This window comes from Pseudomonas sp. Irchel 3H7 (genome assembly GCF_900187605.1).
Taxonomy (GTDB): Bacteria; Pseudomonadota; Gammaproteobacteria; order Pseudomonadales; family Pseudomonadaceae; genus Aquipseudomonas.
In genome coordinates this window covers 343,877-363,707 of the sequence record NZ_FYEA01000005.1, presented here as the reverse complement: position 1 = coordinate 363,707, position 19,831 = coordinate 343,877, and the positions used below count along the sequence as shown (strand labels likewise).

General features: G+C 60.8%; 16 protein-coding genes. 12 read left to right on the top strand and 4 right to left on the bottom strand.

Annotated elements, in window-relative coordinates:
- Positions 1 to 3: 3 nt before the first annotated feature.
- The 9 genes from pepP to gcvP all read left to right on the top strand — a co-directional run bounded on the left by pepP (position 4) and on the right by gcvP (position 12,004).
- On the top strand, positions 4 to 1,338 hold the full coding sequence (gene pepP, locus CKW38_RS12080) for a Xaa-Pro aminopeptidase (protein WP_095112841.1): 1,335 nt from the start codon (positions 4 to 6) through the stop codon (positions 1,336 to 1,338).
- On the top strand, positions 1,335 to 2,522 hold the full coding sequence (gene ubiH, locus CKW38_RS12075; RefSeq protein WP_095112840.1) for a 2-octaprenyl-6-methoxyphenyl hydroxylase: 1,188 nt from the start codon (positions 1,335 to 1,337) through the stop codon (positions 2,520 to 2,522). Before pepP ends, ubiH begins: the two co-directional genes overlap by 4 nt.
- Positions 2,515 to 3,000, top strand: coding sequence for a DUF4442 domain-containing protein (locus CKW38_RS12070; protein ID WP_007911204.1), 486 nt, complete (start codon positions 2,515 to 2,517; stop codon positions 2,998 to 3,000). Before ubiH ends, CKW38_RS12070 begins: the two co-directional genes overlap by 8 nt.
- Positions 3,001 to 3,009: 9 nt before the next feature.
- Entirely contained in the window at positions 3,010 to 4,227 is a 1,218-nt protein-coding gene (locus tag CKW38_RS12065; RefSeq protein WP_162835966.1) for a 2-octaprenyl-3-methyl-6-methoxy-1,4-benzoquinol hydroxylase, read from the top strand.
- 164 nt (positions 4,228 to 4,391) lie between these two features.
- Positions 4,392 to 5,396: an extracellular solute-binding protein gene (locus CKW38_RS12060; protein ID WP_016772637.1), complete on the top strand. Its 1,005-nt coding sequence runs from the start codon at positions 4,392 to 4,394 to the stop codon at positions 5,394 to 5,396.
- Between the two features lie 243 nt (positions 5,397 to 5,639).
- On the top strand, positions 5,640 to 7,256 hold the full coding sequence (locus CKW38_RS12055; protein ID WP_095112839.1) for an iron ABC transporter permease: 1,617 nt from the start codon (positions 5,640 to 5,642) through the stop codon (positions 7,254 to 7,256).
- A 155-nt stretch (positions 7,257 to 7,411) separates the two neighbouring features.
- Positions 7,412 to 8,494 (top strand): glycine cleavage system aminomethyltransferase GcvT, encoded by a 1,083-nt coding sequence (gene gcvT / locus CKW38_RS12050; protein WP_007911214.1) that lies wholly within the window; start codon positions 7,412 to 7,414, stop codon positions 8,492 to 8,494.
- A 47-nt stretch (positions 8,495 to 8,541) separates the two neighbouring features.
- Entirely contained in the window at positions 8,542 to 8,925 is a 384-nt protein-coding gene (gcvH, locus tag CKW38_RS12045) for a glycine cleavage system protein GcvH (RefSeq protein ID WP_095112838.1), read from the top strand.
- 205 nt (positions 8,926 to 9,130) lie between these two features.
- A complete protein-coding gene (gcvP, locus tag CKW38_RS12040) occupies positions 9,131 to 12,004 on the top strand; it encodes an aminomethyl-transferring glycine dehydrogenase (protein ID WP_095112837.1) in 2,874 nt (957 codons plus the stop codon).
- Between the two features lie 176 nt (positions 12,005 to 12,180).
- Here gcvP and CKW38_RS12035 read toward each other — a convergent pair whose 3' ends face one another.
- The 3 genes from CKW38_RS12035 to CKW38_RS12025 form a co-directional block, all read right to left on the bottom strand.
- Entirely contained in the window at positions 12,181 to 12,501 is a 321-nt protein-coding gene (locus tag CKW38_RS12035) for a DUF2388 domain-containing protein (protein WP_174245147.1), read from the bottom strand.
- Positions 12,502 to 12,567: 66 nt separating this feature from the next.
- A complete protein-coding gene (locus CKW38_RS12030; protein WP_095112836.1) occupies positions 12,568 to 14,352 on the bottom strand; it encodes a GspE/PulE family protein in 1,785 nt (594 codons plus the stop codon).
- 92 nt (positions 14,353 to 14,444) lie between these two features.
- On the bottom strand, positions 14,445 to 14,783 hold the full coding sequence (locus CKW38_RS12025; protein WP_095112835.1) for a hypothetical protein: 339 nt from the start codon (positions 14,781 to 14,783) through the stop codon (positions 14,445 to 14,447).
- A gap of 126 nt (positions 14,784 to 14,909) precedes the next feature.
- On the opposite strand from CKW38_RS12025, the gene CKW38_RS12020 reads away from it, so the two are divergent.
- On the top strand, positions 14,910 to 15,380 hold the full coding sequence (locus tag CKW38_RS12020; protein WP_007913818.1) for an Lrp/AsnC family transcriptional regulator: 471 nt from the start codon (positions 14,910 to 14,912) through the stop codon (positions 15,378 to 15,380).
- 88 nt (positions 15,381 to 15,468) lie between these two features.
- Here CKW38_RS12020 and CKW38_RS12015 read toward each other — a convergent pair whose 3' ends face one another.
- On the bottom strand, positions 15,469 to 16,839 hold the full coding sequence (locus CKW38_RS12015) for an inorganic triphosphatase (RefSeq protein ID WP_007913820.1): 1,371 nt from the start codon (positions 16,837 to 16,839) through the stop codon (positions 15,469 to 15,471).
- Between the two features lie 155 nt (positions 16,840 to 16,994).
- Here CKW38_RS12015 and argE point away from each other — a divergent pair, with 155 nt between their 5' ends.
- Together argE and argA are read left to right on the top strand one after the other, a co-directional pair.
- Positions 16,995 to 18,164 (top strand): acetylornithine deacetylase, encoded by a 1,170-nt coding sequence (gene argE / locus CKW38_RS12010; RefSeq protein WP_007913821.1) that lies wholly within the window; start codon positions 16,995 to 16,997, stop codon positions 18,162 to 18,164.
- Positions 18,165 to 18,427: 263 nt separating this feature from the next.
- Complete coding sequence (argA, locus tag CKW38_RS12005; protein WP_007913824.1) at positions 18,428 to 19,726, top strand: amino-acid N-acetyltransferase; 1,299 nt, start codon at positions 18,428 to 18,430, stop codon at positions 19,724 to 19,726.
- The last annotated feature ends 105 nt before the right edge of the window (positions 19,727 to 19,831 follow it).

The following is a 19,831-nucleotide window of genomic DNA, read 5'->3' as shown; positions in this document are numbered from 1 at the left end:
CCCATGACCCATATCCCGAAAGCGGAATACAGCCGTCGCCGCAAGGCCCTGATGGCGCAGATGGAACCCAACAGCATTGCGATTTTGCCCGCCGCCGCGGTGGCCATCCGCAACCGCGACGTCGAGCACGTCTACCGCCAGGATAGCGACTTCCAGTACCTCAGCGGGTTTCCCGAGCCGCAAGCCGTCATCGTTTTGATGCCCGGCCGCGAGCACGGCGAATACCTGCTGTTCTGCCGTGAGCGCAACGCCGAACGCGAATTGTGGGACGGCTTGCGCGCAGGCCAGGAGGGAGCGATCCGCGACTTCGGCGCCGACGACGCTTTCCCGATCACCGACATCGACGACATCCTCCCGGGCCTGATCGAAGGCCGTGACCGGGTGTATTCGGCGATGGGCAGCAACCCCGAATTCGATCGCCACTTGATGGACTGGATCAACGTCATCCGCTCCAAGGCGCATCTTGGCGCCCAGCCGCCGAACGAATTCGTTGCCCTGGATCATCTGCTGCACGACATGCGCCTGTATAAATCGGCGGCGGAAGTGAAGGTGATGCGCGAAGCCGCACGGATCTCGGCGCAAGCCCACATCCGCGCGATGCAAGCCAGTCGGGCCGGGCTCCACGAGTACAGCCTCGAAGCCGAACTCGACTACGAATTCCGCAAGGGCGGGGCGAAAATGCCCGCGTACGGTTCCATCGTCGCCGCCGGGCGCAACAGCTGCATCCTGCATTACCAGCAGAATGACGCAGTGCTCAAGGACGGCGATCTGGTGTTGATCGACGCTGGCTGCGAGATCGATTGCTACGCCAGCGACATCACCCGCACCTGGCCGGTCAACGGCAAGTTTTCGCCCGAGCAGAAAGCGATCTACGAATTGGTACTGGCCTCGCAGGAAGCCGCGTTCGCTGAAATCGCCCCGAACAAGCACTGGAATCAGGCGCACGAAGCCACGGTTCGAGTGATTACCACGGGGCTGGTGAAGCTCGGATTGCTGCAAGGCGAGGTCGATGAATTGATCGCCAGTGAAGCCTACAAAGCTTTCTATATGCACCGCGCCGGTCACTGGCTGGGCATGGATGTACACGACGTCGGCGAGTACAAGGTCGGCGGCGAATGGCGCGTGCTGGAAGTCGGCATGGCGCTGACCGTGGAACCGGGCATCTACATCGCTCCGGACAATCAGAACGTTGCGAAGAAATGGCGCGGCATCGGCGTGCGCATCGAGGACGACGTGGTGGTGACCAAAACCGGTTGTGAAATCCTCACCAGCGGCGTGCCGAAAACCGTCGCCGACATCGAAGCGCTGATGGCGCAAGCAAGGACACACGCGGCATGAGTCGAGTCAATCTGGCAATCATCGGTGGCGGTCTGGTCGGCGCCAGTCTGGCGTTGGCCTTACAGGCCGGCGCCAAGGCGCGAGGCTGGAAGATCGTGCTGATCGAGCCGTTCGCTCCCGGCGACAGCTGGCAGCCGAGCTACGACGCACGTTCGTCGGCGTTGTCCTTCGGCTCCCGGCAGATTTATCAACGCTTGGGCGTGTGGCAGGAAATCTCCCGTCGCGCCGAGCCGATCAAACAGATTCACGTGTCCGACCGTGGCCGTTTCTCTACCGCGCGCTTGTCGGCGATGGAAGAGGGCGTGCCAGCGCTCGGTTACGTGGTGGAAAACGCCTGGCTCGGCCAGTGCCTGTGGCAGCACATCGATAAAGACGTGATCAGTTGGCGCTGCCCGGCGGAAGTCACGCGCATGGAGCCGCTGCCCGATGGCTATCGCCTGACCCTCAACGATGAAACCACGCTGGAATGCGACCTTGCGGTGCTCGCCGATGGCGGTCGCTCCGGTCTGCGCGAGCAGTTGGGTATCAACGTGCGCAAGCGTCCGTACAACCAGAGTGCGCTGATCGCCAACATCACCCCGAGCGAAGCGCACAACGGCATGGCCTTCGAGCGCTTCACTGACGAAGGGCCGATGGCGCTGCTGCCGCTGCCGGACAACCGCTGCGCACTGGTCTGGACGCGTCTGGGCATGGACGCGCAGCGCTTGGCCGATTTGAGCGAGCGCGATTTCCTCAGCGAATTGCAGGGTGTGTTCGGTTATCGCCTCGGAACTTTGAAGCAGGTTGGCGCACGGCATTTGTATCCGCTGATGCTGGTCGAAGCCGAAGAGCAGGTGCGTTCGCATCTGGCCGTGCTCGGTAATGCCGCGCATAGCCTGCACCCGATAGCCGGGCAGGGTTTCAACCTCTCGCTGCGTGATGCCGATGCCTTGGCCGCCGCGTTGTTGTCCAGTGAAAAGCCGCTGGGCGACTTCGCCACGTTGCAGGCTTATCGCGAGCGGCAGCGTCTCGATCAGGACCTCACCGTCGGTTTTTCCGATCAGGTCACGCGCCTGTTTGGCAGCACGCAGCCATTGGTGTCGCTGGGCCGCAACATCGGTTTGCTCGGTCTCGATCTGTTGCCGCCGGCCAAGCGCTGGTTTGCGCGTCAGGCCATGGGTTTGGGAACGCGTCCGGATGCGTAACTGGTTGATCCGTTCGTTCGGCAAGGCGCGGTTGATGCGCTGGATCATGACGTTCTACCCACCGTATCTAGGCGCCGGTGTTCGGGTTCGGCACATCAGCGATGATTTTCGCGACGTGCAGGTGTCGATGGGGCTGGGCTGGTACAACCGCAACTACGTCGGCACGCAGTTTGGCGGCAGTCTGTATTCGATGGTCGATCCGTTCTTCATGCTGATGCTCATGGAAAACCTCGGATCGAAGTACATCGTCTGGGACAAGGCTGCCGACATCGATTTCATTGCGCCGGGCAAAGGCCCGGTGTTCGCCCGGTTCACGATCGACGAGACCTTGCTCGCCGAGGTTCGCCGGCAGACCGCCAATGGCGAAAAGTACCTGCCGCAGTTGCAGGTCGACATTCATGACGGCGCCGGCAATCTGGTGGCGCGGGTCGGTAAAACCCTTTACGTGCGGCTCAAGCCGCAAGCGAGACAGGCTTAAAGCATGGAAATGCGCGCAGATCTGCTGATTGTCGGAGCCGGAATGGTCGGCAGTGCCTTGGCGCTGGCGTTGCAGGACAGCGGCCTGGAAGTCCTGCTGCTCGACGGCAGCCCGTTGAGCGTCAAACCGTTCGATGCCGACGCGGCGTTTGAACCGCGCGTGAGCGCCTTGTCTGCCGCCAGTCAGCGGATTCTCGAACGCCTTGGCGTGTGGGACGGCATCGCCAAACGCCGCAGCAGCCCGTACACCGACATGCACGTCTGGGACGGCAGCGGCACCGGGCAGATTCATTTCTCGGCGAGCAGCGTGCATGCCGAGGTACTCGGTCATATCGTCGAGAACCGCGTGGTGCAGGATGCCTTGCTCGACCGTTTGCACGATTGCGATCTGGGCATGCTGGCCAATGCGCGGCTGGAACAGATGCGCCGCTCGGGCGATGACTGGCTGCTGACGCTGGCCGATGGTCGACAGTTACGCGCGCCGCTGGTGATTGCCGCTGACGGCGCCAATTCGGCAGTGCGACGTCTGACCGGTGTGGCGACGCGTGAGTGGGATTATCTGCACCACGCCATCGTCACCAGTGTGCGCAGCAGCAAACCACACCAGATGACCGCGTGGCAGCGTTTTACCGATCACGGGCCGTTGGCGTTTTTGCCATTGGAACGTGACGGGCAGCAGGATTGGTGTTCGATCGTCTGGTCGACCACGCCGAGCGAGGCCGAGCGTTTGATGGCGCTGGATGAAGCGGATTTCTGCCGTGAGCTGGAGCGCGCCTTTGAGGGGCGTCTTGGTGAGGTAATCAGTGCTGACCCGCGACTGTGCGTGCCGCTGCGTCAGCGCCACGCCAAACGCTATGTGGCTGAAGGCTTGGCGTTGATCGGCGATGCGGCGCACACCATTCACCCGTTGGCGGGGCAGGGTGTGAATCTGGGTTTCCTTGATGCGGCGGTGCTCGCTGAAGTGCTGTTGCAGGCGGCGGAACGCGGTGAGCGTTTGGCCGATGTGAAGGTGTTGAGCCGTTACGAGCGTCGGCGCATGCCGCATAACCTGGCGTTGATGGCGGCGATGGAAGGGTTTGAGCGGTTGTTTCAGGCTGATCCGTTGCCGGTGCGTTGGTTAAGGAATGCCGGGTTGAAGCTGGTTGAGCAGATGCCGGAGGCGAAGGCGTTATTTGTGCGGGAGGCCCTCGGGTTGACGGGTGATCTTCCGGCGCTCGCAAAGCCTTGATCTTTTCGTTGCTGCTGATGGCCTCATCGCGAGCAGGCTCACTCCTACAGGGGTGGCGGTCAATCATGCAACATCTGGTAACTCCTTCAAAAAGAGTTCGATTGAGGTGGTAAATGTGAGTCCTTATCATTTGGCCCACATTTCCCGACCGAGAGACCACTCCCATGTTGGCACCCAAGCGTCTTCTGACCGCACTGGCCTTGACCCTGATCGGCAGCACCACGGCCCAGGCCGCTGATGAGGTGGTGGTTTACTCGTCGCGCATCGATGAACTGATCAAACCGGTCTTCGATGCCTACACCGCCAAGACCGGGGTGAAGATCAAGTTCATTACTGACAAGGAAGCGCCGCTGATGCAGCGCATCAAGGCCGAAGGTGAAAACGCCACCGCCGACCTGCTGCTCACCGTCGACGCTGGTAACCTCTGGCAGGCCGAGCAGATGGGCATCTTGCAGCCGTTCACCTCGAAAACCATCGACGCCAATATTCCCCTGCAATATCGCTCGTCCACTCACGCCTGGACTGGCCTGAGCCTGCGCGCGCGGACCATCGCCTATTCCACCGAACGCGTGAAACCGGGCGAACTGACCACTTACGAAGCGCTGGCCGACAAGAACTGGGAAGGGCGCCTGTGTCTGCGTACGGCGAAGAAGGTCTACAACCAGTCGCTGACCGCGACCATGATCGAAGTCCATGGCGCCGAGAAGACCGAAAAAATCCTCAAGGGCTGGGTCAACAACCTGTCCACCGACGTGTTCTCCGATGATGTTGCGGTGCTCGAAGCGATCAACGCCGGTCAGTGCGATGTCGGCATCGTCAACACGTACTACTACGGCCGCCTGCACAAGCAGAAGCCGGAGTTGCCGGTGAAACTGTTCTGGCCGAACCAGGCCGATCGTGGTGTGCACGTGAACCTGTCGGGCATTGGCCTGACCAAACACGCGCCGCACCCGGAGGCCGCCAAGGCTTTGGTTGAGTGGATGACCACGCCTGAGGCGCAGAAGATTTTTGCTGATGTGAACCAGGAATTCCCGGCCAACCCGGCGGTGGCGCCTTCGGAAGAAGTGGCGGCGTGGGGCAAGTTCATTGCCGATACGTTGCCGGTGGAAGTGGCGGGCAAGCGTCAGGCTGAAGCGATCCGGATGATGGATCGGGCGGGTTGGAACTGAGGCTTTTCCGATAACACTGTTCACTTTAGATCGCTGCCCTCACCCCAGCCCTCTCCCGGAGGGAGAGGGAGCCGATCTGTGTTGTTTTCGAAACTTGAGTTCGACTCGATATCTCAGGTCGGCGTAATTCTCATAAACTACGCGGTCAGTCCCCTCTCCCTCCGGGAGAGGGCTAGGGTGAGGGCAGCAATCCCAACCTGAAATACTCAATCCAAGAACACCCAATCCCCCAGAGACCCAAAAGTGGCCCACCCCGCCCAACGCCGCTGGTACCCCATCGTCTTCGCCATCGCCGCGCTGGTGCTGTTGCCCCTGAGTGTCCTGCTGATCTCCTGGCAAACCATCGATCAGCAGATCTGGTCGCACTTGTGGCAAACCCAGATGCCACGCCTGCTGGGCAACACCCTGACGCTGGTCGTCGGCGTCGGTGTCGGTGTGACGCTGCTCGGTGTCAGCCTCGCCTGGCTCACCAGCCTCTGCGAATTCCCCGGGCGGCGCTGGCTCGACTGGGCACTGATGCTGCCTTTCGCCATTCCCGCCTATGTGTTGGCCTTCGTTTTCGTCGGCCTGCTCGACTTCGCCGGCCCTGTGCAGACCTTGCTGCGCGAATGGTTCGGCACCGGTCTGCGCCTGCCACGGGTGCGCTCCACCAGCGGGGTGATCATCGTGCTGGTGCTGGTCTTCTATCCCTATGTTTACCTGCTGGCGCGCACCGCGTTCCTCGCGCAGGGCAAGGGCTTGATGGAAGCGGCGCGGGTGCTCGGGCAATCGCCGTGGCAAGCCTTCTGGCGCGTGGCATTGCCGATGGCGCGGCCAGCCATCGGTGCGGGTGTGGCGCTGGCGCTGATGGAAACCCTGGCGGATTTCGGCGCGGTGTCGGTGTTCAACTTCGACACCTTCACCACGGCGATCTACAAAACCTGGTACGGCTTCTTCAGCCTGTCGAGCGCGGCGCAACTGGCCAGCCTGTTGCTGCTGGTGGTGATGCTGGTGCTCTACGGTGAACGCCGTGCGCGCGGGGCTAATCGGGCAAGCAACGAGCGGCCACGGGTCAAGGCGCTGTACCACCTGCGTGGATTCAAGGCGCTCGCGGCGATGAGCTGGTGCGGATTGGTCTTCGCCTGCGCTTTTGTCATCCCGATGCTGCAACTGATCGTCTGGTTCTGGCAGCGTGGACGTTTCGATCTGGATGAGCGTTACGCCGGGCTGATCCTGCACACCCTGTATCTGGGCGGCATGGCGGCGCTGATTACGGTCAGTGTTGCCCTACTGCTAGCGTTCGCTCGGCGACTGGCGCCGACGCCAGCGATCAACTCCGGGGTTGGTCTGGCCAACCTCGGTTACGCCTTGCCGGGTTCGGTGCTGGCGGTGTCGATCATGCTGGCGTTCAGTTATCTGGACCGTGAGCTGGTGATCCCACTGTCAGGCTGGTTCGGCGGCGCTGCCAAACCGCTGCTGCTCGGCAGTCTGGCCGCTCTGCTGATGGCCTATCTGGTGCGCTTCATCGCTGTCGCGTACGGCCCGCTGGAAAACAGCTTGGCGCGTATACGGCCATCTTTGCCCGAAGCAGCACGTAGCCTCGGTGTCAGTGGGCCGCGACTGTTTTTCAAAGTGTATCTGCCACTGTTGCTGCCCGGCACGCTGAGCGCCGCGTTGCTGGTGTTCGTCGATGTGCTCAAGGAAATGCCCGCGACCCTGCTGATGCGCCCGTTTGGCTGGGACACGCTGGCGGTGCGGATCTTTGAAATGACCAGCGAAGGCGAATGGGCACGGGCGTCATTGCCGGCGTTGACGCTGGTTCTGGTCGGCTTATTGCCGGTCATCGGACTGATTCGCCGTTCTGCGCACAGAAACACTTAGTCGTCAGTCCTGAATCATGCGGCTACAATGCGCGGCATTCGGTGCGGTTAGTCTGACAGACCTGTTCGCTGGAATCGGCTGAGAGCCTTCTATTTCAAGGCTTTCACCCGTGCAGCGGCTGTCCGCACCTTCGCCACGCCCGGAAGGAGAAACCCATGGGACAGCGTACGCCTCTGTATGACCTGCATCTCGCCTTAGGCGCGAAGATGGTCGATTTTGGCGGTTGGGACATGCCACTGCATTACGGCTCGCAGGTCGAGGAGCACCACGAAGTGCGCCGCGATTGCGGGGTGTTCGATGTATCCCACATGACCGTGATCGATGTCACCGGCAGTCAGGCCAAGGCCTGGCTTCAGCATCTGCTGGCCAATGATGTCGACCGCCTGCACCGCCCCGGCCGTGCGTTGTACAGCACCATGCTCAACGAGCGCGGCGGCATCGTCGATGACATGATCGTCTATCGTCTCGATGACTGTTATCGCCTGGTGTTCAATGCCTCCACTCGCGATCAGGATCTGGCCTGGATGAACGCGCAGCGCGGCGATTACGACGTGCAACTGCACGAACGCGCCGAACTGGCGATGCTCGCCATTCAAGGTCCGCAGGCCCGGCACAAGATTGCCGAACTGGTGACCCAGTCGCGCGCCACGCTGATCCAGCACCTCAAACCCTTCGAAGGCTATACCGATGGCGACTGGTTTATCGCCCGGACCGGTTATACCGGTGAGGATGGTCTGGAAATCTGTCTGCCGGCCAGTCAGGCGCCGGGGTTCTTCAACGATCTGGTCGGTGCCGGCATTTCCCCGATCGGCCTCGGTGCCCGTGACACTCTGCGGGTTGAAGCCGGTATGAACCTTTACGGTCAGGACATTCATCAGGACGTTTCGCCGCTGGCCTCGAACATGGCCTGGAGCATTGCCTGGGAACCGACTACGCGCCAGTTCATCGGCCGCGCCGCGCTGGAAGCGGAAAAAGCCGCCGGTGTTGCACACAAACTGGTCGGCCTGGTGCTGGAAGAGCGCGGTGTTTTGCGCGCTCATCAAGTGGTTCGCATCGCTGATGTTGGCGAAGGGGAGATCACCAGTGGTAGTTTCTCTCCTACGCTAAGCAAATCGATTGCCCTGGCGCGTGTGCCGATGGCCACCGCCGACCGCGCCGAAGTGGAAATCCGTGGCAAGTGGTACCCGGTACGAGTGGTCAAACCGACCTTCGTACGCCATGGCAAAACTTTGATCTAACCTTTTCCGGCGGGCAGCCCGCTGACAATTTCTTGAGGACACCGAAGATGAGCGATATCCCTGCCGAACTGCGTTTTGCCGAAAGTCACGAATGGGCCCGTCTGGAAGGCGACGGCACCGTAACTGTGGGCATCAGCGATCACGCGCAGGAAGCGCTGGGCGATGTGGTGTTCGTCGAACTGACCGAAGTGGGCAAGGTGTTCGCTGCCGGTGATCAATCCGGTGTGGTCGAGTCGGTGAAAGCCGCTTCCGATATCTATTCGCCGGTCAGCGGTGAAGTCATCGCGATCAACGAAGAACTGGGCGCCTCGCCCGAGCTGCTGAACTCCGACCCGTATGGCGCGTGGATCTTCAAGCTCAAGCCAAGCGACAAGGCTGAGCTGGACAAGCTGCTGGATGCTGCAGCGTACAAGGCTGCCATCGGCGAGTAAGCGTTAAGCAACACCCCAAAGCCCCGACTTGTCGGGGCTTTTTTTTAGGATCAAAAGATCGCAGCCTTCGGCAGCTCCTACAGGAGGATGGTGTACATCTTGTAGGAGCTGCCGAAGGCTGCGATCTTTTGATCTTCAAGGGCACTGCTATGCTGGTTTGACCGTGTTGCATTGACGCCGAGCGCCAGCCAAGAGAGAGCCCGTCATGTCCCAGTTGCCGTCCCTGAGCCAGTTACGCGACCCCGACGCTTTTCTGCGCCGTCACCTCGGCCCCGATGCTGCCGAACAGCAGGCGATGCTCGACAGCCTCGGCCTCGGTAGTCGAATCGAACTGATCGAGCAAACGGTGCCGCCAGGCATTCGCTTCAATCGCGCGCTCGACCTGCCGGCGGCGCTGGATGAACAAGCCGCGCTGGCCAAGCTGCGCAGTTACGCCGAGCAGAATCAGGTCTGGACCAGCCTGATCGGTATGGGCTACCACGGTACCCTGACGCCAACCGTCATCCTGCGCAACGTGCTGGAAAATCCCGGTTGGTACACCGCGTACACGCCGTATCAGCCCGAGATCGCGCAGGGCAGACTCGAAGCGCTGCTGAACTTTCAGCAGCTGACCATCGACCTCACCGGCCTCGAATTGGCCAATGCCTCGCTGCTCGATGAAGCCACGGCAGCGGCGGAAGCCATGGCACTGGCCAAGCGTGTGGCGAAGTCGAAGAGCAATCTGTTTTTCGTCGATGAGAACTGCCACCCGCAAACCATTTCCGTGGTGCAGACCCGTGCCGAAGGCTTCGGTTTCGAGCTGATCATCGACGCTGTGGATAACTTGAAGCAGCATCAGGTGTTTGGCGCGCTTCTGCAATATCCGGACACTCATGGCGAGGTTCGCGACCTGCGTCCGCTGATCGATCACTTGCATGCGCAACAGGCATTGGCTTGTGTCGCTACTGATTTATTGAGCTTGCTACTGCTGACACCCCCGGGAGAGTTGGGCGCAGATGTGGTGTTCGGTTCCTCGCAGCGTTTTGGCGTGCCAATGGGTTATGGCGGCCCGCACGCGGCGTTCTTTGCCAGCCGCGAGGAATACAAAAGGGCGATTCCCGGGCGGATCATCGGTGTGTCGAAAGATGCCCGGGGCAACGTCGCGTTGCGCATGGCATTGCAAACCCGTGAGCAACATATTCGTCGTGAGAAGGCCAATTCGAACATCTGTACGGCGCAGGTATTGCTGGCCAACATCGCCAGTTTTTACGCGGTCTATCACGGGCCGGAAGGCTTGAAGCGTATCGCCCAGCGCGTCCATCGGCTGACCTGCATTCTGGCCGCAGGACTTGAGCGCAAAGGGATCAACCGGATCAATGCGCAATTCTTCGACACGCTGACGCTGGACGTCGGCGGTGCGCAAACGGCGATCATCGAGAGTGCTCAGGCTGCGCAGATCAACCTGAGAATTCTCGGCCGTGGGCGGGTAGGGCTGAGCCTCGACGAAACCTGCGATGAAGCCACCGTCGCCAGACTTTTCGATGTATTGCTCGGGGCTGATCATGGGTTGACCGTCGTCGATCTCGACGCCGAGGCGCTGACCTCAGGCATTCCCGACAACCTGCAACGCCAAACACCGTATCTGCGTCATCCGGTGTTCAACGCGCATCACAGCGAAACCGAGATGCTGCGCTACCTCAAGCAACTGGAAAACAAGGATCTGGCGCTCAACCAGTCAATGATCCCGCTGGGCTCCTGCACCATGAAACTCAACGCCACCAGCGAAATGATCCCGATCACCTGGCCGCAGTTCGCTAACCTGCATCCGTTCGTGCCGCGTGAGCAGGCGGTCGGTTATACGTTGATGATCGAAGAACTGGAGCGCTGGCTCTGCGCAATCACCGGGTTCGATGCTATTTGCATGCAACCCAACTCCGGCGCCCAAGGCGAGTACGCCGGGTTGCTGGCGATCCGCAAATATCACGAGAGCCGTCAGCAGGGCGCGCGGGATATCTGCCTGATTCCGTCCTCGGCCCATGGCACCAACCCGGCCTCGGCGCAAATGGCCGGGATGCGTGTGGTGATCGTCGAGTGCGACGAGGCGGGCAACGTCGATCTGCAGGATCTGAAAGCGAAAGCCGCCGAGGCTGGGGATAAGTTGTCGTGCCTGATGGCGACTTATCCGTCGACCCATGGTGTGTACGAGGAGGGCATCAGCGAGATCTGCGAAGTTATCCACAAACACGGTGGTCAGGTGTACATGGACGGCGCCAATCTCAATGCGCAGGTCGGGTTGGCGCGGCCGGCGGACATCGGCGCCGACGTGTCGCACATGAATTTGCACAAGACTTTTTGCATTCCCCATGGCGGCGGTGGGCCGGGCATGGGGCCGATCGGTATTCGTGCGCACCTGGCGCCGTTCGTCGCCAATCATCCGGTGGTGCCAATCGATGGGCCGTTGGCGCAGAACGGCGCCGTCAGCGCAGCACCGTGGGGCAGCGCGAGCATTTTGCCGATCAGCTGGATGTACATCGCCATGATGGGGCCGCAGTTGGCCGATGCCAGTGAAGTGGCGATCCTGGCGGCGAATTACCTGGCGCAGCATTTATCCGGCGCGTTCCCGGTGTTGTACACAGGACGCAACGGGCGTGTGGCTCATGAATGCATTCTCGACCTGCGACCGTTGAAAACGCAGACCGGCATCAGTGAGGAAGACGTAGCCAAGCGTCTGATGGATTACGGCTTCCATGCACCGACCATGTCATTCCCGGTACCGGGGACTTTGATGGTCGAGCCGACCGAGAGTGAATCCAAAGCAGAGCTGGACCGATTTATTGGTGCAATGTTGAGTATTCGCGCGGAAATCACTGAGGTGCAGAACGGCAACTGGCCGACCGAGGACAACCCGCTGAAACGCGCGCCGCATACCCTGGCGGATGTCACCGGGGTGTGGGAGCGGCCGTACAGCATCGAGCAAGGAATTACCCCGGATGCGCATACCAAGGCGCACAAGTATTGGCCGGCGGTGAATCGGGTCGACAATGTCTACGGCGATCGCAATCTGTTCTGCGCCTGCGTCCCGGTGGACGACTACCGCTGATACTTAGGTCCACTCAGTTCCCCTGTAGGAGTGAGCCTGCTCGCGATAGCGGTGGATCAGTCACCGGAAAATTTGCCTGATACACCGCTATCGCGAGCAGGCTCACTCCTACAAGGGATTGTGGTGAATCTGAAATCCGGGCAAAAAAATGCCGCTCGATTGAGCGGCATTTTTTGTTACTCGGACGCCACGGCGTTTTTCGCCAGAATCGCGTTCGCCAGTTCCATGTCCGACGCCTGCAGGCCCGGATTGTCGGCGCGGACTTTCTGCATCGCTGCTTCCAGATACGGCCCACGAATACCGCCGTCGCTGGCAACGAAGCTGCCGGCATCGTCCTGCGCGGCGATGATCAGCTTGTGATCCTTGAAGGTCAGGTAGGTCGAACCGGTGGTGGCGCCGGACGAGATGACGTTACGCCAAAAGCTGTCCGCCATGGCCGAACCAACGGGAAGGGACAGCAAGGCCAGTGTGGCAACAGCAAGTTTGAGACGCATGATGAGGTGACTCCTGGGGGTTAACTAGGGCGTTGGATTGCCATTCCCCCGATCCAGTTCCGTGACGGGCTATTTCTGCTCGCTCTGCGGCGTCACCCGGAGCACTTCCTCAACCGTCGTCAGCCCTGCCGCGACTTTTTGCGCACCGGACAAACGCAAACTGCGCATGCCTTCCTTGAACGCCTGCCGGCGAATCGCCGTGAGGTCGGTGTCCGGGGTGATAAAAGCCTTGAGGCTATCGCTCAGTTGCATGATTTCGTAGACACCGGCGCGGCCGCGATAGCCGGTGTCGCGGCATTCCACACAACCGATCGCACGTTGCGCGTTGCCCGGCAGCGGCGCTTGCCACGGGCGTGTCAGGGTTTGCCAATCCTCGTCTTCCAGCGTTAGTGGCGCCTTGCAATGCGGACACAAGGTGCGCACCAAACGCTGGGCCATGACGCCGAGCACGGTGGCTTTGATCAGGTAGTGCGGCACGCCGAGTTCGAGCAAACGACTGATCGCGCTGGGTGCGTCGTTGGTGTGCAGCGTCGACAGCACCAGGTGCCCGGTGAGCGCCGCCTGAATCGCCATTTCAGCGGTTTCCAGATCACGGATCTCGCCAATCATGATGATGTCCGGGTCTTGTCGCATCAGCGCACGCACGCCGGCGGCGAAGCTCAGGTCGATGTTGTGCTGCACCTGCATCTGGTTGAACGCCGGCTCGACCATTTCGATCGGGTCTTCGATGGTGCAAAGGTTCACTTCCGGCGTCGCCAGTTTTTTCAGCGTGGTGTACAGCGTGGTGGTCTTGCCCGAACCAGTCGGCCCGGTAACCAGAATGATGCCGTTGGGCTGACGGGTCATGTCCTGCCAGCGCCTCAGGTCATCGGCGCTGAAACCCAACTGATCGAAATCCTTGAGCAGCACTTCCGGATCGAAGATCCGCATGACCATTTTTTCACCGAACGCTGTAGGCAGGGTCGAAAGCCGCAGTTCGACTTCGCCGCCATCCGGGGTCTTGGTCTTGACCCGGCCGTCCTGCGGTTTGCGCTTTTCGGCGACGTTCATCCGCCCGAGGCTTTTCAGGCGACTGACGATCGCCATGGTCACCTGCGGCGGAAATTGATAGACGTTGTGCAACACGCCGTCGATGCGAAACCGCACCGTTCCTTGCTCGCGCCGCGGTTCGATGTGGATATCGCTGGCGCGCTGCTGGAAGGCGTACTGGAACAGCCAGTCGACAATGTTGACGATGTGCGCGTCGTTGGCGTCCGGCTCCTGATCGCTGGCGCCGAGGTTGAGCAGTTGTTCGAAGTTGCCGAGGTTACCGCTCTGCTGATCGGCATTGCTGGCGCCGCTGACCGATTTCGCCAGGCGGAAGAACTCGACGCTGAAGCGCTGGATATCCGCCGGGTTGGCCACCACTCGTTTGATCGGCAGCTTCAACACGTGAGTCAGATCCGCTTCCCAACCGGTGACGTAAGGCTGAGCGCTGGCCACGGTTACCGCATCACGGTCGACCGCCACGGCGAGGATCTTGTGTCGTTGCGCGAAGGCGTAAGACATCAACGGTGTAATGGCGGCGACGTTGATCTTCAGCGGATCGATACGCAGATAAGGCTGGCCGGCCTGTTGCGCCAGCCAGAGGGTCAGGCTTTCCAGGTCGAGGTGTTTGCCCGGACGGCTGAGGTCGTCCAGTTGCTGGCTGGCGATGAATTCCAGCGGGTGCATCTGGCCATTCGCGGCGTGACGGCGGCGCGCATTCAGCGCCTGCTCCGCCGAGTCCTGGCAGATAAAACCCTGGGCGACCAGTTCACGCAGCACATCATTGAGCTCCAGCCAGCGGTCCTGAGTGGCGAATTGAACGGACATGCGGGCTTCCTTTTGAACGACAGTGCGCAAAAGGATAGTCGCGGCCCGGTAGACCGTTGGGCCACTACCCGACGAAGGCGTTGCCGGATTTGTCAGCCGGCCGCTTGCGTCCGCGCATCCCAAGCGCTGTCGGCGTTTTGCAGATTCACCGAGCAAACGCTGATCAGGTTACGAAGTTTTTCCGCGATCACTTGCGCGCGATGCCAACTGAGACCGCCCATGACCAGGTCGATCGACAGCAGATCGTCCATGCGCTGCACGTTGACCTGCTCGGGCGTGAGGAACTGCAACGCGAACAGATTCAACACCCGCACCAGCAGATCCGGTTCAGCCTCGGCAAGGATTTGATACTGCGCCAGGCAATGGGCGTTGCTGACGTTCCAGACATCGGCGCGGGTTGGCGGGGAGGTGACGGCTTCGAGGTGCGGCATGACAAGTCTCCAAAATCTCTGGAGGAATTTTTACATTCGGCGCGGGGTATTTCTTGGCTATGATCGGCGTTAATGACGGTTGATCGAAAAGATCAATTCGCATAATCCGGTTATTGAGGTTTTTCTATGCACAGCGAGCTGGACAGTTACGACCGCAAGATTCTCGCCCTGCTGCAAGAGGACGCATCGCTCTCGAGCGCGCAGATCGCCGAGCAGGTCGGCCTGTCGCAATCGCCGTGCTGGCGGCGGATTCAGCGGATGAAAGAAGAGGGGATCATTCGCGGGCAGGTGACTTTGCTCGATCGCAAGAAAATTGGCCTGAATACGCAGATCTTTGCCGAGATCAAACTCAACGCACACGGGCGTTCGAACTTCACTGAGTTCACCGAAGCGATTCGCGGGTTTCCGGAGGTGCTGGAGTGTTATGTATTGATGGGGGCGGTGGATTTTTTACTGCGCATTGTTGCGGCGGACATCGAGGCGTATGAGCGGTTCTTCTTCGAGAAGCTGTCGCTGGTGCCGGGGATACAGGAAGTGAATTCGATTGTGGCGTTATCGGAGATCAAGTCCACCACCAGCTTGCCTGTGTTGCGATAAAGCAAAAGATCGCAGCCTGCGGCAGCTCCTCCATGGGGCGGGTGTACACCCTGTAGGAGCTGCCGAAGGCTGCGATCTTTTAGCGGTGTTACATGCGCAGGAGCATTTTCCACGCGCGATTCTGGTAAACCGCAATCGCCTGTTGCTTGCGTGCGTCGAGCAGTTCGTCAGTGATCGTCGGCTCGTTGGCCAGTTGCGCCAGCTTGTTCAGCTCGCCGTACAGGCGATCCATTTCCGGGATCTCCAGCACGTTGCGTGCGTGGTGCAGCCAGACCTGAATGCGCTCGATACGCGGCAGTTGTTCAGCCAGATCTTCCGGCTGCTGCTGATAACGCTGCAATTGCAGGGCCGTGGCCTCTTCGCCCAACAGGCGTGGCAACCAGCTGTGCAACTGCGCGCCGCCCTGACGGTTACCACGAACGTTGCGGTCGGCGGTCCAGGTGCGGGCCAGCAACCAGCGTGACGTGCTCAGCGAGAACAGGCCCCAGCGCGGATCTTCCAGTTCTTCGAGGAACTGCTCCGGCGCGGCTTTGCGCACGTCTTCGTCTTCGATACCGGCCTGCACCAGCGGGCGCCAGTCTTCCAGCAACGCATCCAGGGCAACGCGCAAGTCGTGGGTCGACTGACGCGGCGCGGCCTGGCCGAGGCTGCTGAGCAGGGCACGCATTTCCGCGAGGTTCTCGACCCAGTCGAGCAACAGGCGCCAGTGGCCGTTGAAACGGTACTGTTCAGCCAGACGCTGGCTGCTGCCGAGCAAGTGCCAGCTCAGCGCAGCGAAGGCGTCGTCGAGTTGGGTTTCCGGGGTCAGCTCCGGCGCCGGCAGGCTCAGCGAGTAACTGTTGGCGTCGTACAGGCGATAGCCACGCTCAGCCTTGCTGATGTCACACGGCATCAACGCTAGGGTTTCCGCCAGCTCGGCAGCCAGTTCCAGCAGCGCGGCAGGCTCGCCTTCGCGTAGTTCCAGTTCCAGCTCGCAGATTTCTTCTTTCTGTTTGCCGACCACTACGTGGCCGAGATCCAGCGCGGCTTCGATGACCACTTTGCTCTTGCCACGGCCCCAGGCTATTTCGGCGCGTTCGCGAACGAAGTCGGTGGTGAAGATCGGCTTGAGGGTTTTCTTGTCCAGCTCGGCCAGCGACTCGGGCCAGCATTCGCCGTCGAGTTTCTTCACGTCGAGCTTGGCTTTCGGCAACTTCCAGTCGTATTCATTGCGTTCGGACAGACCGGCAACGCTTTGGCCACGGGTCTTGAGGGTCTGAATCACTTCGTCACCGTCCTTGCGCAGGCGCAGGGCGACTTTGGCCTGAGCCAGATCGCGCTCGGGGGTGTCGAAATACTGGTTCATCAACTCACGGCGTTCCCAGCCACTTTTGTTGCGTTTTTTCAGTAACGGGTGCTCGCGCAGGGCGGCGAGGGTTTCGCGGCTGACGCGGAGTTTGATTTCGGTTTCTTTCTGCATGGCCGGAAAATCCAGGATCGGGAGCGCAGCCGGGGAATATGTGGCTGCCAAGGCCGTGCAGTGTACAGGACTGATTCGTCCTACGCCCTGCGGCGGTTTATTCCTGACGCCGGATGGTTCTATGATGGACTTCAATTCGGGAGTTGGAGTCAGCGATGCCTTTGCCGTCCATGCAAGACCAGTTCGCTGCGCTGATCGCCGCGCCATCGGTCAGCTGTACCCAACCGAACCTCGATCAATCCAACCGCGCGGTGATCGATTTGCTCGCCGGCTGGCTGGGTGATCTGGGTTTCAGCTGCGATATCCAGCAGGTCAGCCCCGGCAAATTCAACCTGCTCGCCAGTTTCGGCAGCGGCCCCGGCGGGCTGGTGCTGGCCGGGCACAGCGACACGGTGCCGTACGACGATGCGTTGTGGCAGACCGATCCGCTGAAGCTCACCGAGGTCGATGGCCGTTGGGTCGGGCTGGGCAGTTGCGACATGAAAGGTTTCTTCGCGCTGATCATCGAAGCGGTGCTGCCGCTGCTCGATCAGCCGTTCAAGCAGCCGTTGCTGATCCTCGCCACCTGCGATGAAGAAAGCTCGATGTCCGGCGCCCGTGCGCTGGCCGAGGCCGGGCGTCCGTTGGGCCGCGCAGCGGTAATCGGTGAGCCGACCGGGCTGAAACCGATCCGCATGCACAAAGGCATCATGATGGAACGCATCGATATCCTTGGGCAGAGCGGCCATTCGTCGGATCCACGCTTGGGCCACAGCGCACTCGAAGCGATGCACGATGCCATCGGCGAACTGCGCGGTTTGCGCCTGTTGTGGCAGCGCGAATTCAACAATCCGCAGTTCAGCGTGCCGCAGCCGACGATGAATTTCGGCTGCATTCATGGCGGCGACAATCCCAACCGCATCTGCGGCCAGTGTTCGCTGGAGTTCGATCTGCGGCCATTGCCGGGCATGGACCCGAAAGTCCTGCGCGCGGAGATTCTGCGCAAGCTCAACCCGGTGGCCGAACGGCATCAGGTGAAGATTGATTACAAACCGCTGTTCCCGGAAGTGCCGTCGTTCGAGCAGTCTGAAGACGCCGAACTGGTGCGCATCGCTGAAAAGCTCACCGGTCACAGTGCCGAAGCAGTGGCGTTCGGCACCGAAGCGCCTTATCTTCAGCGCCTTGGCTGCGAAACCATTGTGCTCGGCCCTGGCGACATCGCCTGTGCGCATCAGCCGGGCGAGTACCTTGAAATGTCACGTTTGCAGCCTACCGTGCATCTATTACGGCAACTGATTGAACATTACTGTCTGACAGGTGCACCAACGTCAAAGGATCCCAAGTGACCCTTTGTAGGAGTGAGCCTGCTCGCGATAGCGGTGAGACAGTCCCGGAGGTATTGACTGAAACTCCGCTATCGCGAGCAGGCTCACTCCTACAAGGGATCTATGTTTTGTCTGACCAATCGCTGTAAATTGCCAGCATTCCAACCCGTATTCATGAGGAGAGCGCGCGTGTCGCCAAGCCTGTTCCGACGATAACCATCAGCCCGCTGTGCGTTTTCCGTTTCGCCCCTTTTTAGGCTGCTATTTATTACAGGCCCAGGTTCATGCCCGAATACGTTAACTGGCTTCGTCACGCGTCCCCTTACATCAATGCCCACCGCGACTGCACCTTCGTCGTCATGCTGCCCGGCGATGGCGTGGAGCATCCGAACTTCGGCAACATCGTCCACGACATTGTTCTGCTGCATAGCCTTGGCGTGCGTCTGGTGCTGGTGCACGGTTCGCGTCCACAGATCGAAACCCGCCTCGCCGCGCGTGGCCTGACCCCGCATTACCACCACGGCATGCGCATCACCGATGCCGCGACCCTGGAATGTGTGATCGACGCGGTCGGCCAGTTGCGCATCGCCATCGAAGCGCGGCTGTCGATGGACATGGCTTCGTCGCCGATGCAGGGCTCGCGTTTGCGCGTGGCTAGCGGCAACCTTGTTACCGCGCGGCCGATCGGCGTGCTGGAAGGCGTCGACTATCACCACACCGGCGAAGTGCGCCGGGTCGACCGCAAAGGCATCAACCGTCTACTCGATGAGCGCTCGATCGTGTTGCTGTCGCCGTTGGGCTACTCGCCGACCGGTGAAATCTTCAACCTCGCCTGCGAAGACGTCGCGACCCGCGCCGCCATCGACCTGGGCGCGGACAAGTTGCTGCTGTTCGGTGCTGACCTCGGTCTGATCGACGAGAACGGCAAACTCGTGCGCGAGCTGCGTCCACAGCAAGTGCCGGCACACTTGCAGCGTTTGGGCAGCAACTATCAGGCAGAACTGCTCGATGCTGCCGCCGAGGCTTGCCGTGGCGGCGTGGCGCGCAGCCATATCGTCAGCTACGCCGAAGACGGCGCGCTGCTGACCGAGCTGTTCACCCGTGACGGTGGCGGCACGCTGGTCGCGCAGGAGCAATTCGAACTGGTCCGCGAGGCGGCGATTGAAGACGTCGGCGGCTTGCTCGACTTGATCAGTCCGCTGGAAGAGCAGGGGATTCTGGTGCGTCGTTCGCGCGAAGTGCTGGAGCGCGAGATCGAGCAGTTCAGCGTGGTCGAGCGTGAAGGCATGATCATCGCCTGTGCGGCGCTGTATCAGATTGCCGATTCGGATGCCGGTGAACTGGCGTGCCTGGCAGTGAACCCGGAGTACCGCCATGGCGGTCGCGGTGATGAATTGCTGGAGCGCATCGAAACCCGAGCACGGGCGCAGGGTTTGAAGACCTTGTTCGTCCTCACCACGCGCACCGCGCACTGGTTCCGTGAGCGTGGTTTCGAGCCGAGCAGCGTTGAGCGCCTGCCGGCGGCGCGGGCTTCGCTGTACAACTTTCAGCGTAATTCGAAGATCTTCGAAAAAACCCTTTAACCGAGTTGGTCCATTCGATCGTTCCCACGCTCTGCGTGGGAATGCCTCAACGGACGCTCCGCGTTCGGCTTTTGATGGGACGCGGAGCGTCCCGGGCTGCATTCC

What these genes read in the sequence shown, in the direction of transcription:
- pepP (WP_095112841.1), top strand. Translation starts at nt 4, where the DNA reads ATGACCCATATCCCGAAAGCGGAATACAGCCGTCGCCGCAAGGCCCTG.
- argE (WP_007913821.1), top strand. Translation starts at nt 16,995, where the DNA reads ATGCCTTTGCCGTCCATGCAAGACCAGTTCGCTGCGCTGATCGCCGCG.
- CKW38_RS12060 (WP_016772637.1), top strand. Translation starts at nt 4,392, where the DNA reads ATGTTGGCACCCAAGCGTCTTCTGACCGCACTGGCCTTGACCCTGATC.
- CKW38_RS12065 (WP_162835966.1), top strand. Translation starts at nt 3,010, where the DNA reads ATGCGCGCAGATCTGCTGATTGTCGGAGCCGGAATGGTCGGCAGTGCC.
- CKW38_RS12020 (WP_007913818.1), top strand. Translation starts at nt 14,910, where the DNA reads ATGCACAGCGAGCTGGACAGTTACGACCGCAAGATTCTCGCCCTGCTG.
- argA (WP_007913824.1), top strand. Translation starts at nt 18,428, where the DNA reads ATGCCCGAATACGTTAACTGGCTTCGTCACGCGTCCCCTTACATCAAT.
- CKW38_RS12070 (WP_007911204.1), top strand. Translation starts at nt 2,515, where the DNA reads ATGCGTAACTGGTTGATCCGTTCGTTCGGCAAGGCGCGGTTGATGCGC.
- CKW38_RS12030 (WP_095112836.1), bottom strand. Translation starts at nt 14,352, where the DNA reads ATGTCCGTTCAATTCGCCACTCAGGACCGCTGGCTGGAGCTCAATGAT.
- CKW38_RS12015 (WP_007913820.1), bottom strand. Translation starts at nt 16,839, where the DNA reads ATGCAGAAAGAAACCGAAATCAAACTCCGCGTCAGCCGCGAAACCCTC.
- CKW38_RS12025 (WP_095112835.1), bottom strand. Translation starts at nt 14,783, where the DNA reads ATGCCGCACCTCGAAGCCGTCACCTCCCCGCCAACCCGCGCCGATGTC.
- gcvH (WP_095112838.1), top strand. Translation starts at nt 8,542, where the DNA reads ATGAGCGATATCCCTGCCGAACTGCGTTTTGCCGAAAGTCACGAATGG.
- gcvT (WP_007911214.1), top strand. Translation starts at nt 7,412, where the DNA reads ATGGGACAGCGTACGCCTCTGTATGACCTGCATCTCGCCTTAGGCGCG.
- ubiH (WP_095112840.1), top strand. Translation starts at nt 1,335, where the DNA reads ATGAGTCGAGTCAATCTGGCAATCATCGGTGGCGGTCTGGTCGGCGCC.
- gcvP (WP_095112837.1), top strand. Translation starts at nt 9,131, where the DNA reads ATGTCCCAGTTGCCGTCCCTGAGCCAGTTACGCGACCCCGACGCTTTT.